Genomic DNA, 19,745 nt, shown 5'->3' with positions numbered 1-19,745 from the left:
CCCTAAACCTGCATTGACTTCAAAGCTTTCCAGGTCTGGCGATTTTCTTCCGGATCTGTAAAGATTTCTAATAAACTGATCTTGTTCGATGCAAGGAAATCTGTTATTGTCGAATGCATTGATGCAATGTCGCGCAATTCAAAATACGTAATATTAGAATCTTCGCACGTCCGCTTTGCTGTAAATGAATGTCTGGTTTCAAAATACTCGCCAAGTTCAGGCAGACCGGCAGGGCCATCGATCATTCTAAAAATACTACCTCCTGCATTATTGACTACTACTATCTTCAAGTTGTCGGGCAAATGTCGGATCAGTAAACCATTTCTATCATACAGGAAACTCACGTCTCCAACAATCAGGAGCGTAGGTTGATTGTTTACGAGTGCCGCACCAACTGCTGTGCTCACACACCCGTCAATTCCGCTGGTCCCTCTGTTGCAATAAAGTCCAAGGCTACTCTCAAAACTCAGCGCATTGGCATATCTTATAGCCATGCTATTGCCTACATGCAGCTGGTAGCGTCCATTTGTCGCTTCAAATAAAGATTCTAACGATGTTAAATCATTTAACGAACTTAAATTCGTGATAAGTTTCTGCTTATAGCGTCTCGCCTCATTCTCTTTTCGCTGCCACAAAGCACCATAGCCACTATCATTCTGAAAATCCGAGTTTTCCACAAATAGCTGATAGTCAACCTTCTCGAATAAAGATGTGAAGAAATAAAGAGGTTCAACAGGTATTTGTCGGGTCAAGGATTGCATTGGATCGGCTAAAAAGGAGTCTTGCCCTATGTGCCAGTGCTGCGAAGGTGCATTTTTTCGCAGGAAGAGCTTTAATTCTTTTGATACAAGCGATAATCCAAATGTAATCAGCAAATCGGGAGCTAGATTTTCATCTTCTGCACTCCTCAAAAATAGATCGTGATGACGAACGAAGAGCTCGCTTCCAGGCAAATTGCTTATACAATCTCCTACAACCGGCACATTCCATTCTTCTGCTATTTGCGCAAGTACCCTACCCAATTCCGGGTCAGGATTATGCTGTCCTCCTACAATCAATATGCGTTTGGCTGAGTCCAGCTCATCCAGTAACATATTCCACTTGTCAGCCGGAATGGTTCTATCAGAAACTTCTCTGTTTATAATGCGCACATTTTCTGATTGCACGAATTCTTCTTCCGGAGAAGGGTAGAACGGCTCACGGATAGGAATATTAATATGCACTGGCCCGTTTGGCTTGGTATCGCTCAATCCAACTGCTTCATTCACGATCCGGTTAATGGCCCACACCGCATCCTTGTGTCCATAGTCAGAAGGAAGTTCGAAAGATCGTTTTACATGCTTACCATATATTTCATTCTGATAAATGGTTTGACCGTCGTACTGGTGCAACCAATCCTTGGGTCGGTCTGCTGTAAGGATCAGCAAGGGAATCTGCTGAAAAAAGGCCTCTGCAACACCAGGAGCGAAGTTATAAGCTGCACTCCCGGAGGTACAGATTAATACGACCACAGAGGTTGTTTGCTGCGCTATGCCCAGTCCTATAAAAGCTGCGGAACGTTCGTCCATGCACACATGCATCTGAAATCCGCCGTGCCTCGCAAAAGCAAGTGTGAGCGCAGCGCTTCGCGATCCTGGTGAAACTACCGCGTGCCTGCTTCCGTGCGCATAGCAAATTGCCGGAATGTCAATCAAAGGTTGTAAAATGGCCATATGTAAAAGAAAATAGCCTCTTGCGGAGGCTATTTAAATAAATATTCACTAGGAATGGATCGAAAGCTTAACCAAGATAAGTTTTAAGTGCTTTGCTTCTTGATACATGGCGCAATCTTCTGATCGCTTTTTCTTTGATCTGGCGCACGCGCTCACGGGTAAGGTTAAACTTCTCCCCTATCTCTTCCAAAGTCATCGCATGCTCTCCATTCAGACCGAAATACAATGCTATCACGTCAGCTTCGCGCTGTGTCAATGTGCAAAGTGCTCTCTGAACTTCCTTACGCAAAGACTCATTTACAAGTCCTGAATCAGGTTTGTCTTCGAGATCGTTCTCCAAAACATCCAGAAGGCTGTTTTCTTCACCCTGAACAAACGGAGCGTCCATCGATACGTGACGACCCGAAATTTTCATGGTATCTACTACTTCCGAAGATGATATTTCAAGAACTTCCGCAAGTTCCTCTGGCGAAGGCTCGCGCTCAAAACGCTGCTCCAGTTCAGAAAACGTTTTAGAAATCTTGTTCAGCGAACCAACCCTATTCAAAGGCAGACGAACAATACGGGACTGCTCGGCCAGCGCCTGAAGAATCGACTGACGGATCCACCAAACTGCGTATGAGATAAATTTAAAACCACGAGTCTCATCAAAACGCTGTGCAGCTTTGATAAGTCCTAAATTACCTTCGTTTATCAAGTCCCCCAGAGATAGACCCTGGTTTTGGTATTGTTTTGCCACGGAAACAACGAACCTGAGGTTTGCTTTGGTTAATCTTTCCAAAGCCAGCTGGTCCCCGTCCCTGATCTTTTGCGCTAAGGTCACCTCCTCATCCGGCGTTAACAAATCTACCTTTCCGATCTCCTGCAAATATTTGTCTAACGACTGACTTTCACGGTTGGTGATTTGCTTACTGATCTTTAGCTGTCTCATCTATGTCTTTTATTAAGTATGTAATGTAACGACGTCAATACTGTCTCCAATTAAGGAAACACTATTTTATGCATTTTTGTTCTCTGGCTTTGGTAGCAACACTTTACGCGAAAGTCTGTATTTCCCGGTTTTCTTATCGATCTCTACCAATTTAACCTGGATCTCTTCTCCAACTTCCAGAACACCTTCCATTTGTTCAAGTCTTTCCCACTTGATCTCGGAAATGTGCAACAAACCGTCTTTACCAGGCAGGAACTCAACAAATGCGCCGAAAGGCATAATGGACTTCACTTTACCAGTATATACTTCTCCGATTTCCGGCACAAGGATAATTCCTTTAATACGTGCTACGGCCTTATCCATTGAAGTCTTGTCAGCTGAGAATATACTTACAAACCCTGCTCCATCCTTTTCTTCAATAGACACAGTAGCTCCGGATTCTTTCTGGATATCCTGAACAACCTTACCACCAGGCCCGATTACAGCGCCGATCATCTCACGATCAATTTTAATGACAACTGCGCGAGGTGTATGCGGTTTAAGGTCTGGACGACTTTCACGGATAGTCTTGTTCATTTCACCCAAAATGTGCAATCTGCCCGCTTTGGCTTGCATTAAAGCTTCTGTCAATACTTCAAATGAAAGACCATTTACCTTCATATCCATTTGACAAGCTGTGATACCAGCCTCTGTTCCTGTCACTTTAAAATCCATATCCCCCAGGTGATCTTCATCCCCAAGAATGTCAGAAAGAACAGCGTATTTACCGGTTGCTTCATCGGAGATAAGTCCCATTGCAATCCCTGATACAGGTGCCTTGATTTTCAAACCTGAATCCATTAACGCCAGTGAGCCTGCGCAAACGGTAGCCATAGACGAAGATCCGTTTGATTCAAGGATATCTGATACGATACGGATCGTGTAAGGATTGTCTTCAAGCTGTGGCAACACCTTTTTCAATGCACGTAATGCAAGATTTCCATGACCCACCTCGCGGCGACCAGGTCCACGGTTTGGTTTTACCTCACCTGTTGAAAATCCAGGGAAGTTGTAGTGCAGCATGAATTTGCTGTACCCATATTTCAAAGTGGTATCAACGATTTGCTCGTCATTCTTCGTACCCAAAGTAACGGTAGTCAGAGACTGTGTTTCACCTCTTGTGAACAGTGCAGAACCGTGTGCGTTCGGAAGAAAATCAACTTCTGACGCGATCGGTCTAACTTCGTCTAGACGGCGACCGTCCAGACGGATCCTTTCGTCCAGAACAAGGCGGCGTGATGCTTCCCAAACCAGGTCATTGAAGTAACGTTTCGCCAAACCTTCTTTGAACTCAGGCGATTCTTCTTCTGTGATTGTAGTTTTAAATTCTTCCCAAACTGCTTTAAATCCGTCTTTACGAACTTGCTTGTTGGTAGAACCTTGCTGCGTAACAGCATATATTTTGTCGTAAGCAAAAGAGCGAACACGCGCTTCCAGTTCTGCGTCAGCATCGTCACCTACGTATTCTCTCTTCTCCGTTTTACCGACAGCAGCTTCAAATTCTTTCAATGCAAGGCATTGTTCTTTGATAACAGCGTGGGCAACTTTCAATGCTTCGATAATTTCTTCCTCAGAAACTTCGCTCATTTCGCCCTCCACCATAGCGATATCGTTGTAAGTCGCGCCAACCATCAGGTCAAGTGTTGCTTTTTCAAGCTCAACTGATCCCGGGTTAACTACATACTGTCCGTCGATTTTAGCTACGCGTACCTCAGAAACTGGTCCGTTAAATGGAATATCAGAAGCCGCCAGTGCAGCAGATGCCGCCAATGCAGCAAGTGCGTCAGGCAATGCAGTTGGATCAGCAGAAATCAAAAGAATGTTAACCTGTACTTCTGCGTGATAGTCCTCCGGAAACAATGGACGAAGAACCCTGTCAACCAGGCGGCTGATCAGTACTTCGTGGTCAGATAGTTTTCCCTCGCGCCTCTGAAAGCTTCCCGGAATACGACCGGCAGAAGCGAATTTCTCCTGGTAATCAACCGATAATGGTAAAAAGTCCAAGCCTTCTCTAATATCTTTATTAGCCACAACTGTCGCCAGCAACATGGTGTTACCCAGTCTGACAACTACCGAACCGTCGGCTTGTTTTGCTAATTTTCCTGTTTCAATAGTGATTTCCCTGCCATCAGGTAAGGGTATAGTCTTGTTAACTATATTAAAAAGCATAGAATAGTGATTTTTGTAGCTTTGGAATGCCGTCCTGACATTCCGATGATTTTTCTAATTCCGCAAAAAATCAGGGAACTTACATGTGATTGAAGTTCCCTGATTTTAAATTACTTACGTATGTTCAATTCGGCAATAATCGCACGGTAGCGGTTAATGTCCTTTTTGTAAAGATAGTCTAACAATCTTCTGCGCTTTCCTACCATTTTAAGCAAACCAAGACGCGTATCATTGTCTTTCTTGTGCGTCTTTAAGTGCTCATTCAAATAGTTGATGCGGTACGTAAATAAAGCAATTTGTGATTCAGCTGAGCCAGTGTCTCCGCTCTCTTTTTTAAAACCTTTCGATTCGAAGATCTCGCTCTTCTTTTCCGCGGTTAAATACATGATTGTAACAACAGATTAAATTGTATGAGAAGTATTTTACAGCACCTTGCCGTAAATAAGGTTGCAAAAGTACGATTTTACAGCGATTTAAAAAATATAATTTTACTATGATTGGATAAGCTGACTTTTCCTAAATCTACTTGTCAGCCACGCTTTAATTCTCTTATACTGCATTTGATAAACATCTTTTTCAAATAACCGCGAGTCGCTTCTTGCCTTACTGATGAAATACAAACCCGCCAGCAGCAGCACAGTATTGGCCAGCCAGGCGCCCAGAGGCACTGCGAGCAACCCTTCTTTCACCCATTTGTCACCCTGATTAGTCAATACATATAAAAGTATAAAGAACAGGATTGATACTAATACCGGTACGCCAAATCCTCCCTTTTTGATGATAGCGCCCAACGGCGCACCGATTAAAAACATAATCAGGCAGGAAATTGCATTGGTATACTTGTGGTGTTTTTCCAATTCATAGCGGTTCGCATCTTTGAGCTTGGTTTGCAAATAATCGTACTGGGATTTGGTATAGCTTAGCATGCTGCCTGCGGCACCTTTTGCATTTTCCAGGATATCTTTTTTCAAACTGTCCGAAACCGGTTTTGCCAGTAAGGAATCAACCCACGCTCCTTTTTTCAAAGTCTTATCGGTCCCTTCGCGGTAATTGTAGGAATAATACTGCTGACTTCCGGGCACCAGGTTTTTACGCGTTTCTACATAAGAAGTACGCAGCGAATCTGCCGTTTTCGTCAGATCCGTTATATTTTTCATGAACTCGTGGTACTTGAACTGGCCTTCGTCCGTCCGCTTCATTCCAAACGACGCCAGACTTTCGGTAAGCCGGTAATGCTTGAATGAGTTGCGGCTGAAATTAGAGAAACCCCGCGTCATAGCTCCGCCCGAAGAAATGTACACCGGTCGCGAAGTCGACGAATTTGCTTCGTCCGTATACCTTGTTCCGTTGTAAAGCTCGATTACCAGGTATCGGTTATCATTAATGGAATACATTCTTCCTGAATCCGCAAGTATCACTTCGGTGTTGCCAAATTCGTAGGAACGGTTGCTGTGCTTGTAAATTACCATTCCTTTAAGCCTGCCGTTTTCCTCCTTCTTATCCACCTTAATACTATATCCCGGCAGATCATTATAGAAGATACCATCCTTGATTTTCAATGTAGCCTTGGTAGTCTTGATATCATATAAAAGACTATACCCCTTCAAATTGGCCCAGGGTGACACTCTGTCGTTGAAAAAAAATGAAAACACGCTGATCCCGAACGTAACTATAAACAGCGGCAACATTGCCCTCGTGACCGAGATACCTGCGCTTTTAATGGCGGTGAGCTCAAAGAATTCGCCCAGGTTACCAAATGCCATCAGCGACGACAGCAATGTAGCCAGTGGCAGCGCTGTAGGAACCGTGATGAGACTAAAAAAGAAGAAAAGCTGCGCGTAATCAGTAATACCGAGGTCTTTTGACACAAAATCGTCAATGTAAAAAATCATGATCCGCATCAGGAACACGAATACAACGACCGACATTGTAATGATAAACGGCCCCCAAAAAGACATCAAAACAAGCTTATCCAGCTTTTTCATCAACTACCAACTATTTCTCTGAGATTATCAATAAAGCCTTCCCACAATGACGCTAGCTCGTCCTGATCGCGGTTCGACGAGTAGTCGATTACCCGCAGGAAAGTTGTCTGAGTTAACTCACTCACTTCTAATTTTAGTTCCAAATGGTTGTTGTCGAGATTATCGTCACTCGTGTTTTCAAAGTCAAAACGCACTGCTTTGTTGATACGGAGACCGGTTTGACGCGCAATATGGCTGTCGCCGTCCCATTGAAAATCGAATCGGTGATCAGGCAGTACCATCACTTTCTCGGCAAACCACTGTTCCAGTCCGGACGGGGTCGATATATATGGAAAAAGCACTTTGGGAGAGGAACGCAATTCAAACTCGGTAATAAATTTATATTTTTCCATATGAACTTCTATTAAAACGATACCCTTAACAGTTCCTGCCTTACTCGCTGATTTAAAAGTTGTAATATAGCATAAATCAGTTATAAAAGTCTGCAAACTTAAAATTGAATGAACCCTCAAACAGATTTTCCCCATCAATTTTAGAAAAAACGAGTTGTGCCGTAAAAATATTTAACATACTTTTGCACCACAATAACACGGCGGGGTAGCTCAGATGGTTAGAGCGTAGGATTCATAACCCTAAGGTCGGCAGTTCGATTCTGCTCCCCGCTACCCGATTTCAGACATCCCATTCCAGGATGTCTTTTTTATTGTTTCTGCATTTTAAGGCTTCGCAGAGAATTAAATTTTCCCGCTTTCAGTTTATCAGTCTAGGTAAATCACCTATTTCACCCTGCTACTGTATGAAATTATTATTACAATATCTCAGCCGCTACAAATGGCTGATATTGCTGGCTCTCCTGATGGCAGCAATTAACCAGGTTTTTTCGCTTCTTAACCCTTACATATTAGGTAACCTGCTTATCGACCCTTATGCGAACAAGGCAGCGCACTTCCGTAACAACGGGCTCAAAGATGAATTTTTCAAAGGCGTACTCACCGGTCTGCTGCTGATTATCGGTACTGCCATGGTCTCCCGCATTGCCAAAGCTTTCCAGGATTACCTGGTGAATGTGGTGATCCAGAAATTTGGCGCTAACCTGTATACGGACGGACTTCGCCATGCATTGCGGCTGCCTTTCCAGGATTTTGAAGACCAGCGAAGCGGGGAAACATTGTCAGTCCTGCAAAAAGTGCGGGCAGATTGTGAGAAGTTCATCATGAACTTTGTCAATGTACTCTTTACGACGCTGATCGGTATCGTGTTCGTTGTGATTGTCGCATTTAAGCTCAGTCCGATGCTGCCGCTGATCTACCTGGTAGGCTCCGTGGTACTCGCAATTCTGACAAGCATCCTCAGCCGCAGGATCAAAGCAATACAAAAGAACATTGTCTCCGAAACAACCGCCCTTGCCGGTTCCACAACCGAGTCATTAAGAAATATAGAACTTGTAAAAAGCCTCGGACTGACGCAACAGGAGATCAGCAGGCTGAATACTACTACTTTCAAGATCCTGAAACTGGAACTGAAAAAGGTAAAAAGCATTCGTTCAATCAGCTTTATACAAGGAACGTTCGTTAACTTTCTGCAGCAATGCATCATGTTCGCGCTGCTGTTCTTTGTCTTCCGCGACCAGATTACCGTGGGACAGATGATGATGATGCAGTTTTACTCCTTCTTCATTTTTGGCCCATTGCAAGAGTTAGGTAACGTAATCCTTTCGTATCGCGAGGCCGAAGCTTCGCTGAACAACCTGCAAACGCTTCTGGCCCGGCCCATTGAAAAGAAACCTTTGCTGCCGGAAAAGATAGGGGAAATTGAAGTTCTTGAATTCCAACAAGTCAAATTCCAGCACCAGTCAGCTACGCGGCCCGCATTGGAAAACATCTCATTCCGCGTGGAAAGAGGCGAAACGATCGCATTTGTTGGTCCGTCTGGCTCGGGCAAAACCACCTTGGTTAAGTTGCTGGTTGGACTATACCCCCCCATTGAAGGGAATGTTTATTACAACAACTTCAATGGAAATACTATTGATTTTGATGAAATAAGGAACAAAATCGGCTTTGTAACGCAGGATACGCAGCTTTTCTCAGGTACTATCAAAGAAAACCTGCTCTTCGTCAACCCCGATGCGACGGATGAAATGATTAATGATGTGTTGCTCAAAGCTGCATGCTACAATCTGCTTTCACGGGCTGAGAACGGCATTTACACCGTCATTGGCGAAGGTGGATTGAAGCTTTCAGGTGGCGAGCGGCAGCGACTGTCCATTGCACGCGCATTGCTCCGTAACCCCAACCTCATCATTTTTGACGAAGCAACCTCGGCACTCGACTCGCTTACGGAAGAGGAGATATCCAACACAATCCGGACCATTACCGATCAGCGGCAGCATATTACTGTGATGATCGCCCACCGGTTGTCAACTGTCATGCATGCAGATCGCATTTACGTACTTGAAAAAGGCCGGATTATCGAAGTGGGTACGCACAACTCGCTGCTGGACGAAAAAGGGCTGTACTATGCCATGTGGCGCCAGCAGATCGGCGAGCGGAAAGACGAGCAGGTGGTTTCAGTGTAGGTAAGGTTAAATCCCGCAAGTTTCGGGTTTTCCCTACTCCTTTCGCAGGATACATTTGTCAAACTTGATTCTGACAAATTATCCTGCAATGAGAGCAATACAGAACACGGAATGGCAAACTTTAGCGAACAGTCTCAACAATAACGGTTCCGCGCTGGTGAGGCAAGCCATTGATGCTGATGAATGTAGCCAGCTGATCAGCCAGTACGGAAACGCGGACCTATACCGCAAAACGGTCGTGATGGAACGTTACCGGTTCGGTTTAGGTGAATACAAATACTTCAACTATCCCCTGCCCGCATTGATTGGCGCACTGCGGGAAAACTACTATCCAAACCTTGTTCCAGTGGCGAACAACTGGATGCAGCAGCTTGGAATTTCGCAGCATTACCCAAATGATTTTGCGGAGTTCCTGGAACAATGCAGCGCTCACGGACAAATAAAACCTACCGCATTGATCCTCAAATATGGCGAAGGCGGCCACAACACATTGCACCAGGATTTATACGGTGATGTATTCTTCCCAATTCAAATGGTCCTGTTTCTGAATCAGGCAGGACAGGACTATACCGGCGGAGAATTTGTACTTACGCAGCAAATCCCGAGAGCGCAATCAAAAGCAATCGTAGTGCAACCCAATTTGGGAGATATACTCGTTTTCACGACCAACTTCCGGCCGATAAAAGGAACAAGGGGCTACTTTCGTGCAAATATGAAGCACGGCGTAAGCCAGGTACATACGGGCAGCCGCTACACGCTCGGGATTATTTTTCATGATGCATTGAGCTAGCTATGCTGTTGCACTCAGAACTCCGTCCACTTTCTTTTCGCACAAGCCGGTTTCTTTTCGGGCTTATACAAAGCGGTGAAATCAGATTCGCTGGAAATAGTAAGCTGCGTATTTATGGTTTGTTGAACTGCCGCTCCGGCAGAAGAATGAAACAGCAAAACAGGATATTTTTCAGCTCCGAAGCAGAAGCACGTGAAAACGGCTACCGGCCCTGCGCACATTGCATGCGCCAAGCGTACCTGCAATGGAAAAGGGTTTGATCTTATTGTTTAAAGGTCAGACTCCGCCATAGATAAAAAACGAGGTAGCTCTCCCAACCTTTGTACAGCGAGAAAAGCGCAGCTATACGATCTGTTTCCTTCCTGTCACGGATAATGTCATGATTGGCCAATGCATTCAGCAGTCCGATATCGCCATGTGGAATACTTTCCGGTTCGCGCAGTGACTTCATCAATGCATAATTGGCGGTCCACACACCTATACCTTTATGAGCAGTAAGCGCCTTCATTTTCGAACTAAAATCGGGCAAAGCTTCCAGCATTTCGCGGCTCAGCGCCCCGGAGGCAAATGCTTTTGAGATACCGATCGTATAATCCGCTTTCTGGGTAGAGAATTGCATGGCCTTCAACTCCTCCATACTCACCGCCGCCAGAACTTCGGGATCCGGGAACACAAAATAGCTGCGACCTTCGTACGATATCCGCTTGCCAAACCGCTCCACAAGCGCGCGCTTTACCTTATATGCAAAAGATAGATTGATCTGTTGGCCGATAATCGACCAGCAAATTGTCTCATATAAGTTGGCAATGCTCACCAGTCGCAAACCTTTGAATGCTTCTGCCATGTAAGACAGCCGCGTATCTTTTTTCAACAGATCATAAAAAGGCTGGATTTGGGTATCCATATCAAACCATTCGCGGATATACCCGATTAAAAATGCTTCGCCCTCCTGATCCATTTCACCTTTCAGCAGCTCAACTTCAAGGAAGTTCCCATTTTCAACTATCCTGACGAGCACAAGCTGTCCGTTAATTTCCAAAGCCTTGTAAATGCTGTTATCGCGAATTTCATGCAGGCAGTCGTCGTAGTTGCGGTTTAAAAACCACATACATTCCTCAAAACTGAAAAGCGCAGGTGTGGGTATAAGTATGCTGTTTCCTTCTTCCATGATCGAAGATATGTCAATTGGAATATCGTTGAAAGCTGTTTCTTGCTATTTATCTTAATGCAGGATTTTGAAAACCAGCTCCCTCAGCAACTCGCCTTCCGATACCGTAACCCCGTCAAGTCCCTTCATCCTGCCGTCGCATTCACGGAGATAATGGATGATACTGGCCACCTTAGGCAGCGGGTAATTCCGGCAGGCAAGCAGGTAATCTTTAACAAAATACGGATTGACCCCCAACTCCGCCGCCAGGCCTTTTTCACTCTTATCGGGCGACTTGTGCGCCAGCAGCAGCTTGGAGTAAAAATTATATAAAATGATCAGAATGGGCGCCAGAGGGTTATCCTTTGTATTTGCCGAAAAGTGGTGCGCGATCTGGTTGGCCTTCATCACATCACGCGACATCAGCGCTTTCTGAAACTCGAATACATTATATTCTTTACTGATACCCACAAAACGCTCCACCGCACCCGCGTCTATCCCCTCACCTACTTTCAGGTTAACCATCACCTTTCTGATCTCATTAGTCAGGCGCTTCAGATCGTTACCTATATTATCCACCAGCATCAACACCGCCTTCGGGCTGATCTTGACACCCTCCTGCTGACAAAATGACGAAACCCAGTCGGGCAGCTTGTTATCGTACATCTTTTTTGATTGCACCACCGCGCCTTTCGCATGGATTGCCTTGATGTAGGCGCGGCGCTCATCGGCATTTGCATGAAAGCAAAATACCAGCACGGTACTTGAAAGCGGATTTTGCGCGTAATCTTCCAGTCGCGCCAGCTGATCTTTCTGTTCGATCCCGCCCAGCTTGTTTGCGTCTTTAACCAAAACCAATTGCCGCTCCGACATAAATGGAAAGCGGCGCGCATAGCTCAGCACCCCGGCAACATCCGTATCCTTTCCGTAAAGCACAAACTGATTAAACCCTTTCTCTGACTCTGGAACAATCCGCTTTTCCAGCTCCTCAGCAATGGAATCAATATAATAAGGTTCATCGCCGTGCAGAAAATAGATCGGCAGGTATCTTTTATTTCGAATGTCTTTAAGAATGCTTTCAGGAGTATGCGCCATTTCGGGTACCCGGTAAGCCGGGCTATGTCAATTATATGAATGCTTAATATTTAAAAGGAAGTCAGCGGGTTGCATTGTTTGTAATGAACGTCGCCGCGTTAGCTTGGAGGTCGGGAAAGAACTTCAGGAATTTCTCGTAATAAAATGCCTCGTTCGCTTCCAGCTCCTTTGCTGCAAATTTAATGGGATGCAGGTAATCTGCGCGGCGGGAGAGCCTGTGAAATGTAGTGTCAATGCCTTCGAGCGTCGCGTAGCCGGTCAGCCAGTCCTGCCGGATCATCGACCGCACCATCGGAATCATACTTTCAGGGATCAGGTATTCGTTTTTTTCAATCTCCGAATATTTTCCGTGTACATACACTTGCAGCGATTCATAATGGTAATCCTCAAAATGCTTTGCAAGAAAATAATCGAAGTAAATATCCATGACAATCCCGGCGAGTTTCCCCTGCGTCAAGGCGGCGAGCTGTTTGGCGTCGTGCACCTCGGAATGGGTATCTGTAAACGAATCAATGAAGCGGTGCAGCTTCAAACCAACTACGTACTCCGGGTTCCAATTTGCCGTTTTTTCGGGTGTCAGGCGCCCTTTTACAAAATCGCCCACATAATTTCCCATCATGATTCCTTCACTTTCACCTGACAGCAAAATATGGGCTAAAAAGTTCATAGCAATTACATTTTAACAAAAATCCCGTACGTTTGCCATCATTCCTATTATGGAACAATTCTTTTACAACAACATTCATTTTAATCAAACGAGCAAATGAAAGTCGAAAAAAATAACGTTGTCGCGTTGACATATAGCTTACAAATTCCTGACTCCGATGGAGAAATGGATGTTGTTGAGGTAGTCAGCGAAGACGATCCAATGTACTTCATCCAGGGCATCAGCGGGCTGCCCGAAGGATTCGAATCGCAGATCGAAGGTTTGTCAGCAGGTGACACTTTCGAATTTACTGTTGAGCCCGAAGAAGGTTACGGCGAATACGACGAAGAAGCTATCGTAGAGCTTCCTAAGGCCGTTTTCCAAATGGAAGATGTAGATCAGGACGAGCTGCTTCAGATAGGTAACATTATCCCGATGACCAACGAAGACGGTGAGAGAATGCACGGCCAGGTGGTAGAGATCAAGGAAGATATCGTTCTCATGAACTTCAATCACCCATTGGCAGGTAAACAAATGCATTTCTCCGGCCAGATCCTTTCAGTACGCCCTGCAACTCCCGAGGAAATCAGCCACGGCCACGTGCACGGAGCAGGTGGTGTGCATCATCATTGATTCTTAAGGAGAATGGAGGAAAGGGAGAATGGAGGAAGGAAATATATCAGCTAGTCTTAGTTAATCTTTCCCTTTCTTCCCTCGTCCCTTTCTTCCCTTTACTCCGTCTTATACTGCTCCACTTCCACGCCGAATCTTTTCAGAAACTCTACGCCTTCTTCTACGGCTATTCCCTTGTATGCTGCGTAGGAATGCAGAAATATAACCTTCCGGATCTTCATTGTGTAAATTACCCTCGCACAGGCTATGCAGGGCGCCAGGGTTACGAAAAGTGTCGATCCCTCAATGTTTGAACCGTTTTTGACTGCGAACAGGATCGCATTCTGTTCTGCGTGAAGGGCCAGCGAGCAGCTTCCTTTTGCGTCTCGCGGACAGCCTACTCCCGGAAATTCTTCATCACAGTTGTGCGTTCCCGCCGGCGGTCCATTGTATCCGATTGAAATAATCCTTGTGTCTTTTGTAAGCACCGCACCTACCTGGGCTTTGATGCAGTGAGAGCGTTTGGCAAGATTTTTTGCCAACTCCATGAAAATGTCATCAAATTCCGGCCGCAAATTCGTTGTAGGTAATGTCATTCGTTTTACTGTATTTTTTTACAAACTTAGATAAATGGCAGTTGGATTCAATATGGATTTAGGACTATGATCAGAGGGGTTTTGCATTATCTGCTATTATTCATTTTACCGCTCGCAGCTCATGCACAGCAGGATCGGGTTGTACTGGCTTTATCTAAGGAGCCCGCGGCGCTGTTTAAATCTTACCAGTTTTTCATTCAGGAAGTAGAAGACAAACGCACAAACCCGGGGGCGGCGCTGGGCAAAGTGATTGCATTTGGAAAGGAAATCCCCGCTGCACTCCCGGGCAATGCGGAAAAAGAGCTGTTCAATTACTGGTCGTTTGCTGCGCCGAAAAAGGAACAGGCTTACCTCCCGCTTTACATTACTGTCAAGGATTTGTCGCTAAACGAAAAACGTGTCGGGCCCAATAAGGTCACCGGTGAGGTGAAGCTGAGTCTCAAATTCAGGTGGTACCGGGATATGCAGCCGGTGGAGCTGACAGGTTATCAAACCTCTGCAACTTACACGCGCCCGGAAACGAAATATGATTACGAAAAGCTGGTTAAACAGCTGCTGGATCAATCTCTCGTACATTTTCAGAAATGGATGTCAAGCAATGCCGGGAAAAATCCTGCGCTTGCCCGCAATTTGTTGCTGGTGTTCAAGGAGATTAATACTGCCGCAGACGATGACACCGTATTCTATTCTCCTAAAAGGCCGCTGATCTGGGACGATTTCAAAGTAAGAAGTGCGAAACCAGGCAGCCGTTATGCAGCGGCTGTTTTTACAAGCTTCGGCTACGAAGGTCGCTCCTATCCGAAAGGCAATGATCTGGTCGTTGAAATCGGTTTGAAAACGTTCATGGTAAAAAGCATGTCCTGGGGCCGGCCTGAATCGCGGAATGCAGGTACACTGCGCCACGAGCAGATCCACTTTGACATTACGCGACTGGTTGTAGAGAAATTCAAAGAGCGTCTCAGAAAAGCGGAGCTCACCATTGAAGATTACGACAGCGAGATCCAGTACCAGTTCCTGGAAGCATTCAGGGAAATGAACCGTGACCAGGAACAATACGACGGTGAAACGGGCCACGGGCTGAATGCTGGCGTTCAGGCTGCCTGGGACAAGAAAGTAGCAGCGCAAATCGCCGAACTGTATTCGGTACAGTGATCCCGGGAGTCGAAAATCTAGCGCCCGAGCCGAAGCCCGAAGGATACATAGCCAAGGTTTCCTTTCTTGTTGTTTGTAAATCCGGCACCTGCTCTGTCTGGCCCCTCGACCAGCCTGGTTGTAAGCGGCACGTAGTCAGGATAGTAGACAACAAAAACTCCTATCCATTTGTATCCTATCTCCGCCACATAGCTGGGAGCGAATGTATGTTTCCTGGCAGTCACTTCATATCCGCCACCGCGTATAACAGGACCTTCACCGGCAGCTGTCGGCCCTGACGGATTATTAATGAGTATGGAGGAAGAATAAATGGAGGGACTTGCATTCGGGAAAAGCCGGTTATAGTTTAACCTGATCCCCAGATCCAGATAGAAAGTAGATAATCCATTCGCATTTTTGAGCGATATCTTGGGAGAGAGCTGGATATAAGTCTGAAAAGCATTAAAGTCAGATTGTAGAGGCGTGATCTTCTCAGCCTGCAACACCGCCTCTCCCCGTTCCTTCATCTCCGCAATATCTTCCGATGGCACTGATTGCATGGAATTCCAGTGAAGGTATCTCTGAATATTGAGCCCCAAGCCGACCCCATATCGAAGTGCAAATGCATAACGGTCACGGTCCAGCAATTTTGCATCATGCGCAACAGACAGGCTCGTTGTTAACAGATTTTCCATGACAATATCACTGGATAATCGTGCAGTCGGATGGTTAAGCACTGACGTTGGCGGCTGGAAAAACGTGTAACGGTTGACATGGTAACCTGTTCCGACATGAAGGTTCAAGAAAGTATTTTTCCAATATTTCGAGCCCTCCGGTAATGCTGCATTCTTGCTTTCGAATGCGCTATTTTCCAGAACAATGTGTTGCAATTGCGAAGTATCTGTCATGCTTTGCTTTTGGTTCAAATCTTTTAGAATCAGATTTAAATCCAGTTGTTCGAGCTTTTTCAAATCCTGCGGCGACTTCCCGTAAAAAATAACTTTACTACTATTGCCGACGCGCAAAATGATGGTATCGGGCAATGCATTAGCGGGGGACAAATTCAACATTGTCCCGAGGAGAAAAATAATCGTGTTCATGGTTAAAAAATGAAGCTTGTTAATTGCGAGGCGAAGGGTATTCTTTAAAACTGTGGTGAACAAATGACCACAAGCCATTCTTAGGATAATGCCGGCTGAATTGCAGGCGCTTCTTGCGCATCATACGATCTATTTTAACCTGTTCAAATATTTGTGTTAATGTAGAAACGTGCTCTGTCTTATCTGATGGCAGGGAAATATCGGCAGTTAATACTCTTTCCCTAACTGGTGCCAACGGATTTGCAGATGTAGCCGTATCGCTTAAATCAGCATTTTGTGGACGTAAATTTTCCATATCAGCTAACCGCGATGTTACGCTAGCAGTATCAATGTGAACAGCCTTTGCAACAGGTGCATTTGTAATTAAGCTGTCTTTCAATGCGTAGGAATAATCCCTATTACCGCCGATTTGTTTTGAAACATTGGAATGTAAAGCAGGCTGTACAGGTAATCTCTTGTCGGCTTCAAACTGCCTGGCAAATTCCTTCTTAGGCTTTGTGTCAGCATTGTCCGGCACTTTTGCAATTTTCGTAACGGAACCGGCAGGTAGGTCAATATTTTGCCTTGCTGAAATCCAAAACGCCAATCCAAGAACAAAAAGGACACTCGCTGCCACAGGGAACTTCCATAGCCAAACCTTACTGCGTTGTTCTTTTCTTCTTGATTTTACCCAAATTCTTTCGGGGTCAAAATCATCTGTACCTGAAAGGTCGTGCAGGGCGGTTTCCTTTATTTTGTCAAACAAGTTTTCGTTTTGCATAAGCCGGATCTAATTCAATTAACTTCTGTTGCAAAATGTTTTTTGCTTTACTCAACTGAGACTTGGACGTGCCGATGCTTATACCCAGTAAACCCGCGATCTCTGCATGTGAGTAGCCCTCGATTTCATACAAATTGAAAACAGTCCGGTATCCGGTTGGCAGGTTTTCAATCAAATGAAAAATTTGTTCGGCAGTTAACTTCTCGACTGTACTATCATCAACTTCATTTACATTATTCTCATCATTGTCATACGTCTCAAACCGCTTTTCTTTCCGCAAAACTTGCAGACATTCGTTAACAACAATCCTTTTAATCCACGATTCAAATGGAGGTACAGCTATAAAATTGCAGGATCCTATTTTCTTGAAAATAATGTAAAACGATTCGGATACCGCATCCTCTGTTTTCGCCTGATCTACAAGATACCTTTTGGCTAGCCTGAACAAAATCCGTCCGTAAAAATCAAAGAGCATCCGCTGTGCCACAGCATTCTTCTTTTGCGCTTTGTAAATAATGGATGGTGTGATCAAAATCGCTTATTGAATAAAATCGCAGCTATAATGAACTCACAGCTACTTCGGTTGCCTGATACTGGAAAATATTTGAAATAAATTTAATGAAGCATGAAACCTGGCAAGGTTTGCAGACGTGTGAATACGTAAATGCGAGGCAGTCTATTTCGATTTCACAAAAACAACCTCGCTCACTTCCCGGCTTACTGCGTAATTTTTGACATAAAAATCGAATGCACGTTGGTCGGATCTGAACGCGTTGTCGCTGACAACATAGAGCACATTGCCGTGCCTGTAACTTCCTGCTGAGTGTTTTGGAATAACGTAAGATATCCGCTCCCCGGATAAGTGCAGCTGAATGCTTTTTGAAACAGAAAAACTGGTAAGCAGAAACACCAGTGCGAAGCTGTATTTCAACGAGTGATACGCGCGGTTCTCGTAGGCGTACCAGATCAAAAAGAGAATGCAATAGAGCATTACAACTTCAATGGCGCCCAGGTTAACCTGTTCCACAAGATACCCGGGAAAGTGCTTCGGAATACCGGCTGCTACATTGGTAAGGTAAGCCGAAAACTCCACCACCTGGTTCGCCAGCCATTGCAGCCAAAACATACCAGTGGCACTTACCAGCAGCAAAACCAACGCCGCCGGAAGCAACACGTTTGTGAATGCGATGACAAATGGATTTACCAGCCAGAAGTACGTCGGGAATTGATGAAAATAGTAGAGGCTCAGTGGAAATGTGGCAAGCTGCGCAGCAAAAGCAAGTGCGGTTACCTGCCAGGCAAAGCCGAGTACCCTGCTTTTGGGCGTGAAAATGCGGTAAATCGGTTCATAAAACAGAAAAATCCCGCTCATGGCAAGGTAAGAAAGCTGAAAACCGACGTCAAACAAAGCGGCATTATCGAACAGCAGGATCAGCAATGCAGAAATCGCCAGGGTGTTCATGGAATGCTGCTTGCGGCCCGAAACTTCCGCGAGCACAAAAACAATGCACATGATAGTTGCCCGCTGAACAGAAGGCGAAAAGCCGGTTACCATCGCATAAAAACAAAGAAGCAGGATCATTATCCCGACATAAAGCAGCTTCCCGATCGGCCAGCGTTTTAGCCAGCCCAGCATTGCACTGATCGCCAGAAAGATGATCGCCACGTGCATTCCCGATACCGACAAAATGTGAACAGTTCCGGATGCAACATAATCGTCGGTCTGCCCGGCTTGCAGATCGTCACGCCTTCCCAGCAACATTGCCTTAACCAGACCGTAAGACGCATTATCAACAATATTCTCCCGAAATTTTAGGTCCGCCCACTCAGAAGTAGCCGCCAGCCAGTACCTTGGCGACCAGTGATCGATCGGTTTTTTAACACTCTGAAACGTACCCTCCCAAAGCTGCCCGGTCCACAATATCCCTTTGTTCCTAAGATATTTACGATAGTCAAATTGTTCGGGATTGAGTGCAGGCGCAGGAAGTTCAAGCCGCCCATTCACGACAAGTACATCGCCTGGCTGAGGAATTTCGGCGGCATTAGCGGGCAGGTTCAGCAAGACTTTGGTATGTATACCACTCCATTGGCCGTGAGCTAAAATGCGGGTTACATTGGCTTCCAGTCTTACCATCTTGTCGCGCTTTTCAGGCAAACTGGTTACTGTGGCTTCATAGGCGCGATAGTCAGCTTGCGCCAGATAGGCGATTTGTTGATCCTTTTTCTGCTCAGCAGTAATCCGGCAAAATGCACCTGATACAATCAGAAAAAGCCAGAATGCGGCAGTAAAGAGCTTTGAAGATTTGAATTGGTAGCAGAGCAAACAGCTTGCTGCTGTAATGAGAAGAATACCATGAAGAAGCCAGTCAGCTGTAAGATCTGCAAGAAAGTCTCCGCAAAGTATTCCCGCCATAAAAAGCAAAACAATGCCGACAAATGGAGCTCTTGACAGCATAG

General features: G+C 45.3%; 19 protein-coding genes and 1 tRNA gene. 6 read left to right on the top strand and 14 right to left on the bottom strand.

Annotated features, from left to right (window positions below; genetic code table 11):
• Positions 1-2: 2 nt before the first annotated feature.
• The 6 genes from menD to ASG33_RS17800 all read right to left on the bottom strand — a co-directional run bounded on the left by menD (position 3) and on the right by ASG33_RS17800 (position 7,228).
• Entirely contained in the window at positions 3-1,712 is a 1,710-nt protein-coding gene (menD, locus tag ASG33_RS17825; RefSeq protein WP_056288130.1) for a 2-succinyl-5-enolpyruvyl-6-hydroxy-3-cyclohexene-1-carboxylic-acid synthase, read from the bottom strand.
• 67 nt (positions 1,713-1,779) lie between these two features.
• Positions 1,780-2,643 carry an RNA polymerase sigma factor RpoD/SigA gene (locus ASG33_RS17820; RefSeq protein WP_015810559.1) on the bottom strand — a complete coding sequence of 288 codons (864 nt, stop codon included), beginning with the start codon at positions 2,641-2,643 and terminating at the stop codon, positions 1,780-1,782.
• Positions 2,644-2,709: 66 nt separating this feature from the next.
• The gene (gene pnp / locus ASG33_RS17815) at positions 2,710-4,851 is read right to left on the bottom strand and encodes a polyribonucleotide nucleotidyltransferase (RefSeq protein ID WP_056288126.1); all 2,142 of its coding nucleotides are present in this window, start codon (positions 4,849-4,851) and stop codon (positions 2,710-2,712) included.
• Between the two features lie 110 nt (positions 4,852-4,961).
• On the bottom strand, positions 4,962-5,237 hold the full coding sequence (gene rpsO / locus ASG33_RS17810) for a 30S ribosomal protein S15 (RefSeq protein WP_031527901.1): 276 nt from the start codon (positions 5,235-5,237) through the stop codon (positions 4,962-4,964).
• A 105-nt stretch (positions 5,238-5,342) separates the two neighbouring features.
• Positions 5,343-6,836, bottom strand: a complete 1,494-nt coding sequence (locus tag ASG33_RS17805; protein WP_056288123.1) for an LptF/LptG family permease — start codon at positions 6,834-6,836, stop codon at positions 5,343-5,345.
• Positions 6,836-7,228 carry an START-like domain-containing protein gene (locus ASG33_RS17800; protein ID WP_056288645.1) on the bottom strand — a complete coding sequence of 131 codons (393 nt, stop codon included), beginning with the start codon at positions 7,226-7,228 and terminating at the stop codon, positions 6,836-6,838. The genes ASG33_RS17805 and ASG33_RS17800 overlap by 1 nt, the downstream gene beginning before the upstream one ends.
• 199 nt (positions 7,229-7,427) lie before the next feature.
• Here ASG33_RS17800 and ASG33_RS17795 point away from each other — a divergent pair.
• The 4 genes from ASG33_RS17795 (at position 7,428) to ASG33_RS26170 (ending at position 10,461) form a co-directional block, all read left to right on the top strand.
• A tRNA-Met gene (locus ASG33_RS17795) sits at positions 7,428-7,501 on the top strand.
• A gap of 131 nt (positions 7,502-7,632) precedes the next feature.
• Complete coding sequence (locus ASG33_RS17790) at positions 7,633-9,411, top strand: ABC transporter ATP-binding protein (protein WP_056288120.1); 1,779 nt, start codon at positions 7,633-7,635, stop codon at positions 9,409-9,411.
• Positions 9,412-9,499: 88 nt separating this feature from the next.
• Positions 9,500-10,201 (top strand): 2OG-Fe(II) oxygenase, encoded by a 702-nt coding sequence (locus ASG33_RS17785; RefSeq protein WP_056288117.1) that lies wholly within the window; start codon positions 9,500-9,502, stop codon positions 10,199-10,201.
• 2 nt (positions 10,202-10,203) lie between these two features.
• Positions 10,204-10,461, top strand: coding sequence for an Ada metal-binding domain-containing protein (locus tag ASG33_RS26170; RefSeq protein WP_056288113.1), 258 nt, complete (start codon positions 10,204-10,206; stop codon positions 10,459-10,461).
• A 2-nt stretch (positions 10,462-10,463) separates the two neighbouring features.
• Here the strand turns inward: ASG33_RS26170 and ASG33_RS17775 are convergent, their stop codons facing one another.
• The 3 genes from ASG33_RS17775 to ASG33_RS17765 all read right to left on the bottom strand — a co-directional run bounded on the left by ASG33_RS17775 (position 10,464) and on the right by ASG33_RS17765 (position 13,110).
• Entirely contained in the window at positions 10,464-11,369 is a 906-nt protein-coding gene (locus tag ASG33_RS17775; RefSeq protein ID WP_056288110.1) for a DNA-3-methyladenine glycosylase, read from the bottom strand.
• 54 nt (positions 11,370-11,423) lie between these two features.
• Positions 11,424-12,443: a DNA polymerase III subunit delta gene (gene holA / locus ASG33_RS17770; protein ID WP_056288108.1), complete on the bottom strand. Its 1,020-nt coding sequence runs from the start codon at positions 12,441-12,443 to the stop codon at positions 11,424-11,426.
• 61 nt (positions 12,444-12,504) lie between these two features.
• Complete coding sequence (locus tag ASG33_RS17765; protein ID WP_056288105.1) at positions 12,505-13,110, bottom strand: ACP phosphodiesterase; 606 nt, start codon at positions 13,108-13,110, stop codon at positions 12,505-12,507.
• Positions 13,111-13,206: 96 nt separating this feature from the next.
• On the opposite strand from ASG33_RS17765, the gene ASG33_RS17760 reads away from it, so the two are divergent.
• Positions 13,207-13,722, top strand: a complete 516-nt coding sequence (locus ASG33_RS17760; protein WP_056288101.1) for a peptidylprolyl isomerase — start codon at positions 13,207-13,209, stop codon at positions 13,720-13,722.
• Between the two features lie 98 nt (positions 13,723-13,820).
• Here the strand turns inward: ASG33_RS17760 and ASG33_RS17755 are convergent, their stop codons facing one another.
• Positions 13,821-14,297, bottom strand: coding sequence for a dCMP deaminase family protein (locus ASG33_RS17755; RefSeq protein ID WP_056288097.1), 477 nt, complete (start codon positions 14,295-14,297; stop codon positions 13,821-13,823).
• Positions 14,298-14,363: 66 nt separating this feature from the next.
• Between ASG33_RS17755 and ASG33_RS17750 the strand changes: the two genes are divergently transcribed.
• The gene (locus ASG33_RS17750) at positions 14,364-15,449 is read left to right on the top strand and encodes a hypothetical protein (protein WP_056288093.1); all 1,086 of its coding nucleotides are present in this window, start codon (positions 14,364-14,366) and stop codon (positions 15,447-15,449) included.
• A gap of 17 nt (positions 15,450-15,466) precedes the next feature.
• Here the strand turns inward: ASG33_RS17750 and ASG33_RS17745 are convergent, their stop codons facing one another.
• The 4 genes from ASG33_RS17745 to ASG33_RS17730 all read right to left on the bottom strand — a co-directional run bounded on the left by ASG33_RS17745 (position 15,467) and on the right by ASG33_RS17730 (position 19,743).
• Entirely contained in the window at positions 15,467-16,528 is a 1,062-nt protein-coding gene (locus tag ASG33_RS17745; protein ID WP_056288089.1) for a hypothetical protein, read from the bottom strand.
• A 19-nt stretch (positions 16,529-16,547) separates the two neighbouring features.
• Entirely contained in the window at positions 16,548-17,288 is a 741-nt protein-coding gene (locus ASG33_RS17740; protein ID WP_056288086.1) for a hypothetical protein, read from the bottom strand.
• A complete protein-coding gene (locus tag ASG33_RS17735) occupies positions 17,266-17,820 on the bottom strand; it encodes an RNA polymerase sigma factor (protein ID WP_056288082.1) in 555 nt (184 codons plus the stop codon). The genes ASG33_RS17740 and ASG33_RS17735 overlap by 23 nt, the downstream gene beginning before the upstream one ends.
• A 144-nt stretch (positions 17,821-17,964) precedes the next feature.
• Positions 17,965-19,743 (bottom strand): ComEC/Rec2 family competence protein, encoded by a 1,779-nt coding sequence (locus ASG33_RS17730; protein ID WP_056288079.1) that lies wholly within the window; start codon positions 19,741-19,743, stop codon positions 17,965-17,967.
• Between the last annotated feature and the right edge of the window lie 2 nt (positions 19,744-19,745).

It is taken from the genome of Dyadobacter sp. Leaf189, assembly GCF_001424405.1.
Taxonomy (GTDB): domain Bacteria; phylum Bacteroidota; class Bacteroidia; order Cytophagales; family Spirosomataceae; genus Dyadobacter.
This window is presented reverse-complemented; position numbering and strand designations above follow the sequence as displayed.

What these genes read in the sequence shown, in the direction of transcription:
- menD (WP_056288130.1), bottom strand. Translation starts at nt 1,712, where the DNA reads ATGGCCATTTTACAACCTTTGATTGACATTCCGGCAATTTGCTATGCG.
- ASG33_RS17820 (WP_015810559.1), bottom strand. Translation starts at nt 2,643, where the DNA reads ATGAGACAGCTAAAGATCAGTAAGCAAATCACCAACCGTGAAAGTCAG.
- pnp (WP_056288126.1), bottom strand. Translation starts at nt 4,851, where the DNA reads ATGCTTTTTAATATAGTTAACAAGACTATACCCTTACCTGATGGCAGG.
- rpsO (WP_031527901.1), bottom strand. Translation starts at nt 5,237, where the DNA reads ATGTATTTAACCGCGGAAAAGAAGAGCGAGATCTTCGAATCGAAAGGT.
- ASG33_RS17805 (WP_056288123.1), bottom strand. Translation starts at nt 6,836, where the DNA reads ATGAAAAAGCTGGATAAGCTTGTTTTGATGTCTTTTTGGGGGCCGTTT.
- ASG33_RS17800 (WP_056288645.1), bottom strand. Translation starts at nt 7,228, where the DNA reads ATGGAAAAATATAAATTTATTACCGAGTTTGAATTGCGTTCCTCTCCC.
- ASG33_RS17790 (WP_056288120.1), top strand. Translation starts at nt 7,633, where the DNA reads ATGAAATTATTATTACAATATCTCAGCCGCTACAAATGGCTGATATTG.
- ASG33_RS17785 (WP_056288117.1), top strand. Translation starts at nt 9,500, where the DNA reads ATGAGAGCAATACAGAACACGGAATGGCAAACTTTAGCGAACAGTCTC.
- ASG33_RS26170 (WP_056288113.1), top strand. Translation starts at nt 10,204, where the DNA reads ATGCTGTTGCACTCAGAACTCCGTCCACTTTCTTTTCGCACAAGCCGG.
- ASG33_RS17775 (WP_056288110.1), bottom strand. Translation starts at nt 11,369, where the DNA reads ATGGAAGAAGGAAACAGCATACTTATACCCACACCTGCGCTTTTCAGT.
- holA (WP_056288108.1), bottom strand. Translation starts at nt 12,443, where the DNA reads ATGGCGCATACTCCTGAAAGCATTCTTAAAGACATTCGAAATAAAAGA.
- ASG33_RS17765 (WP_056288105.1), bottom strand. Translation starts at nt 13,110, where the DNA reads ATGAACTTTTTAGCCCATATTTTGCTGTCAGGTGAAAGTGAAGGAATC.
- ASG33_RS17760 (WP_056288101.1), top strand. Translation starts at nt 13,207, where the DNA reads ATGAAAGTCGAAAAAAATAACGTTGTCGCGTTGACATATAGCTTACAA.
- ASG33_RS17755 (WP_056288097.1), bottom strand. Translation starts at nt 14,297, where the DNA reads ATGACATTACCTACAACGAATTTGCGGCCGGAATTTGATGACATTTTC.
- ASG33_RS17750 (WP_056288093.1), top strand. Translation starts at nt 14,364, where the DNA reads ATGATCAGAGGGGTTTTGCATTATCTGCTATTATTCATTTTACCGCTC.
- ASG33_RS17745 (WP_056288089.1), bottom strand. Translation starts at nt 16,528, where the DNA reads ATGAACACGATTATTTTTCTCCTCGGGACAATGTTGAATTTGTCCCCC.
- ASG33_RS17740 (WP_056288086.1), bottom strand. Translation starts at nt 17,288, where the DNA reads ATGCAAAACGAAAACTTGTTTGACAAAATAAAGGAAACCGCCCTGCAC.
- ASG33_RS17730 (WP_056288079.1), bottom strand. Translation starts at nt 19,743, where the DNA reads ATGCTGTCAAGAGCTCCATTTGTCGGCATTGTTTTGCTTTTTATGGCG.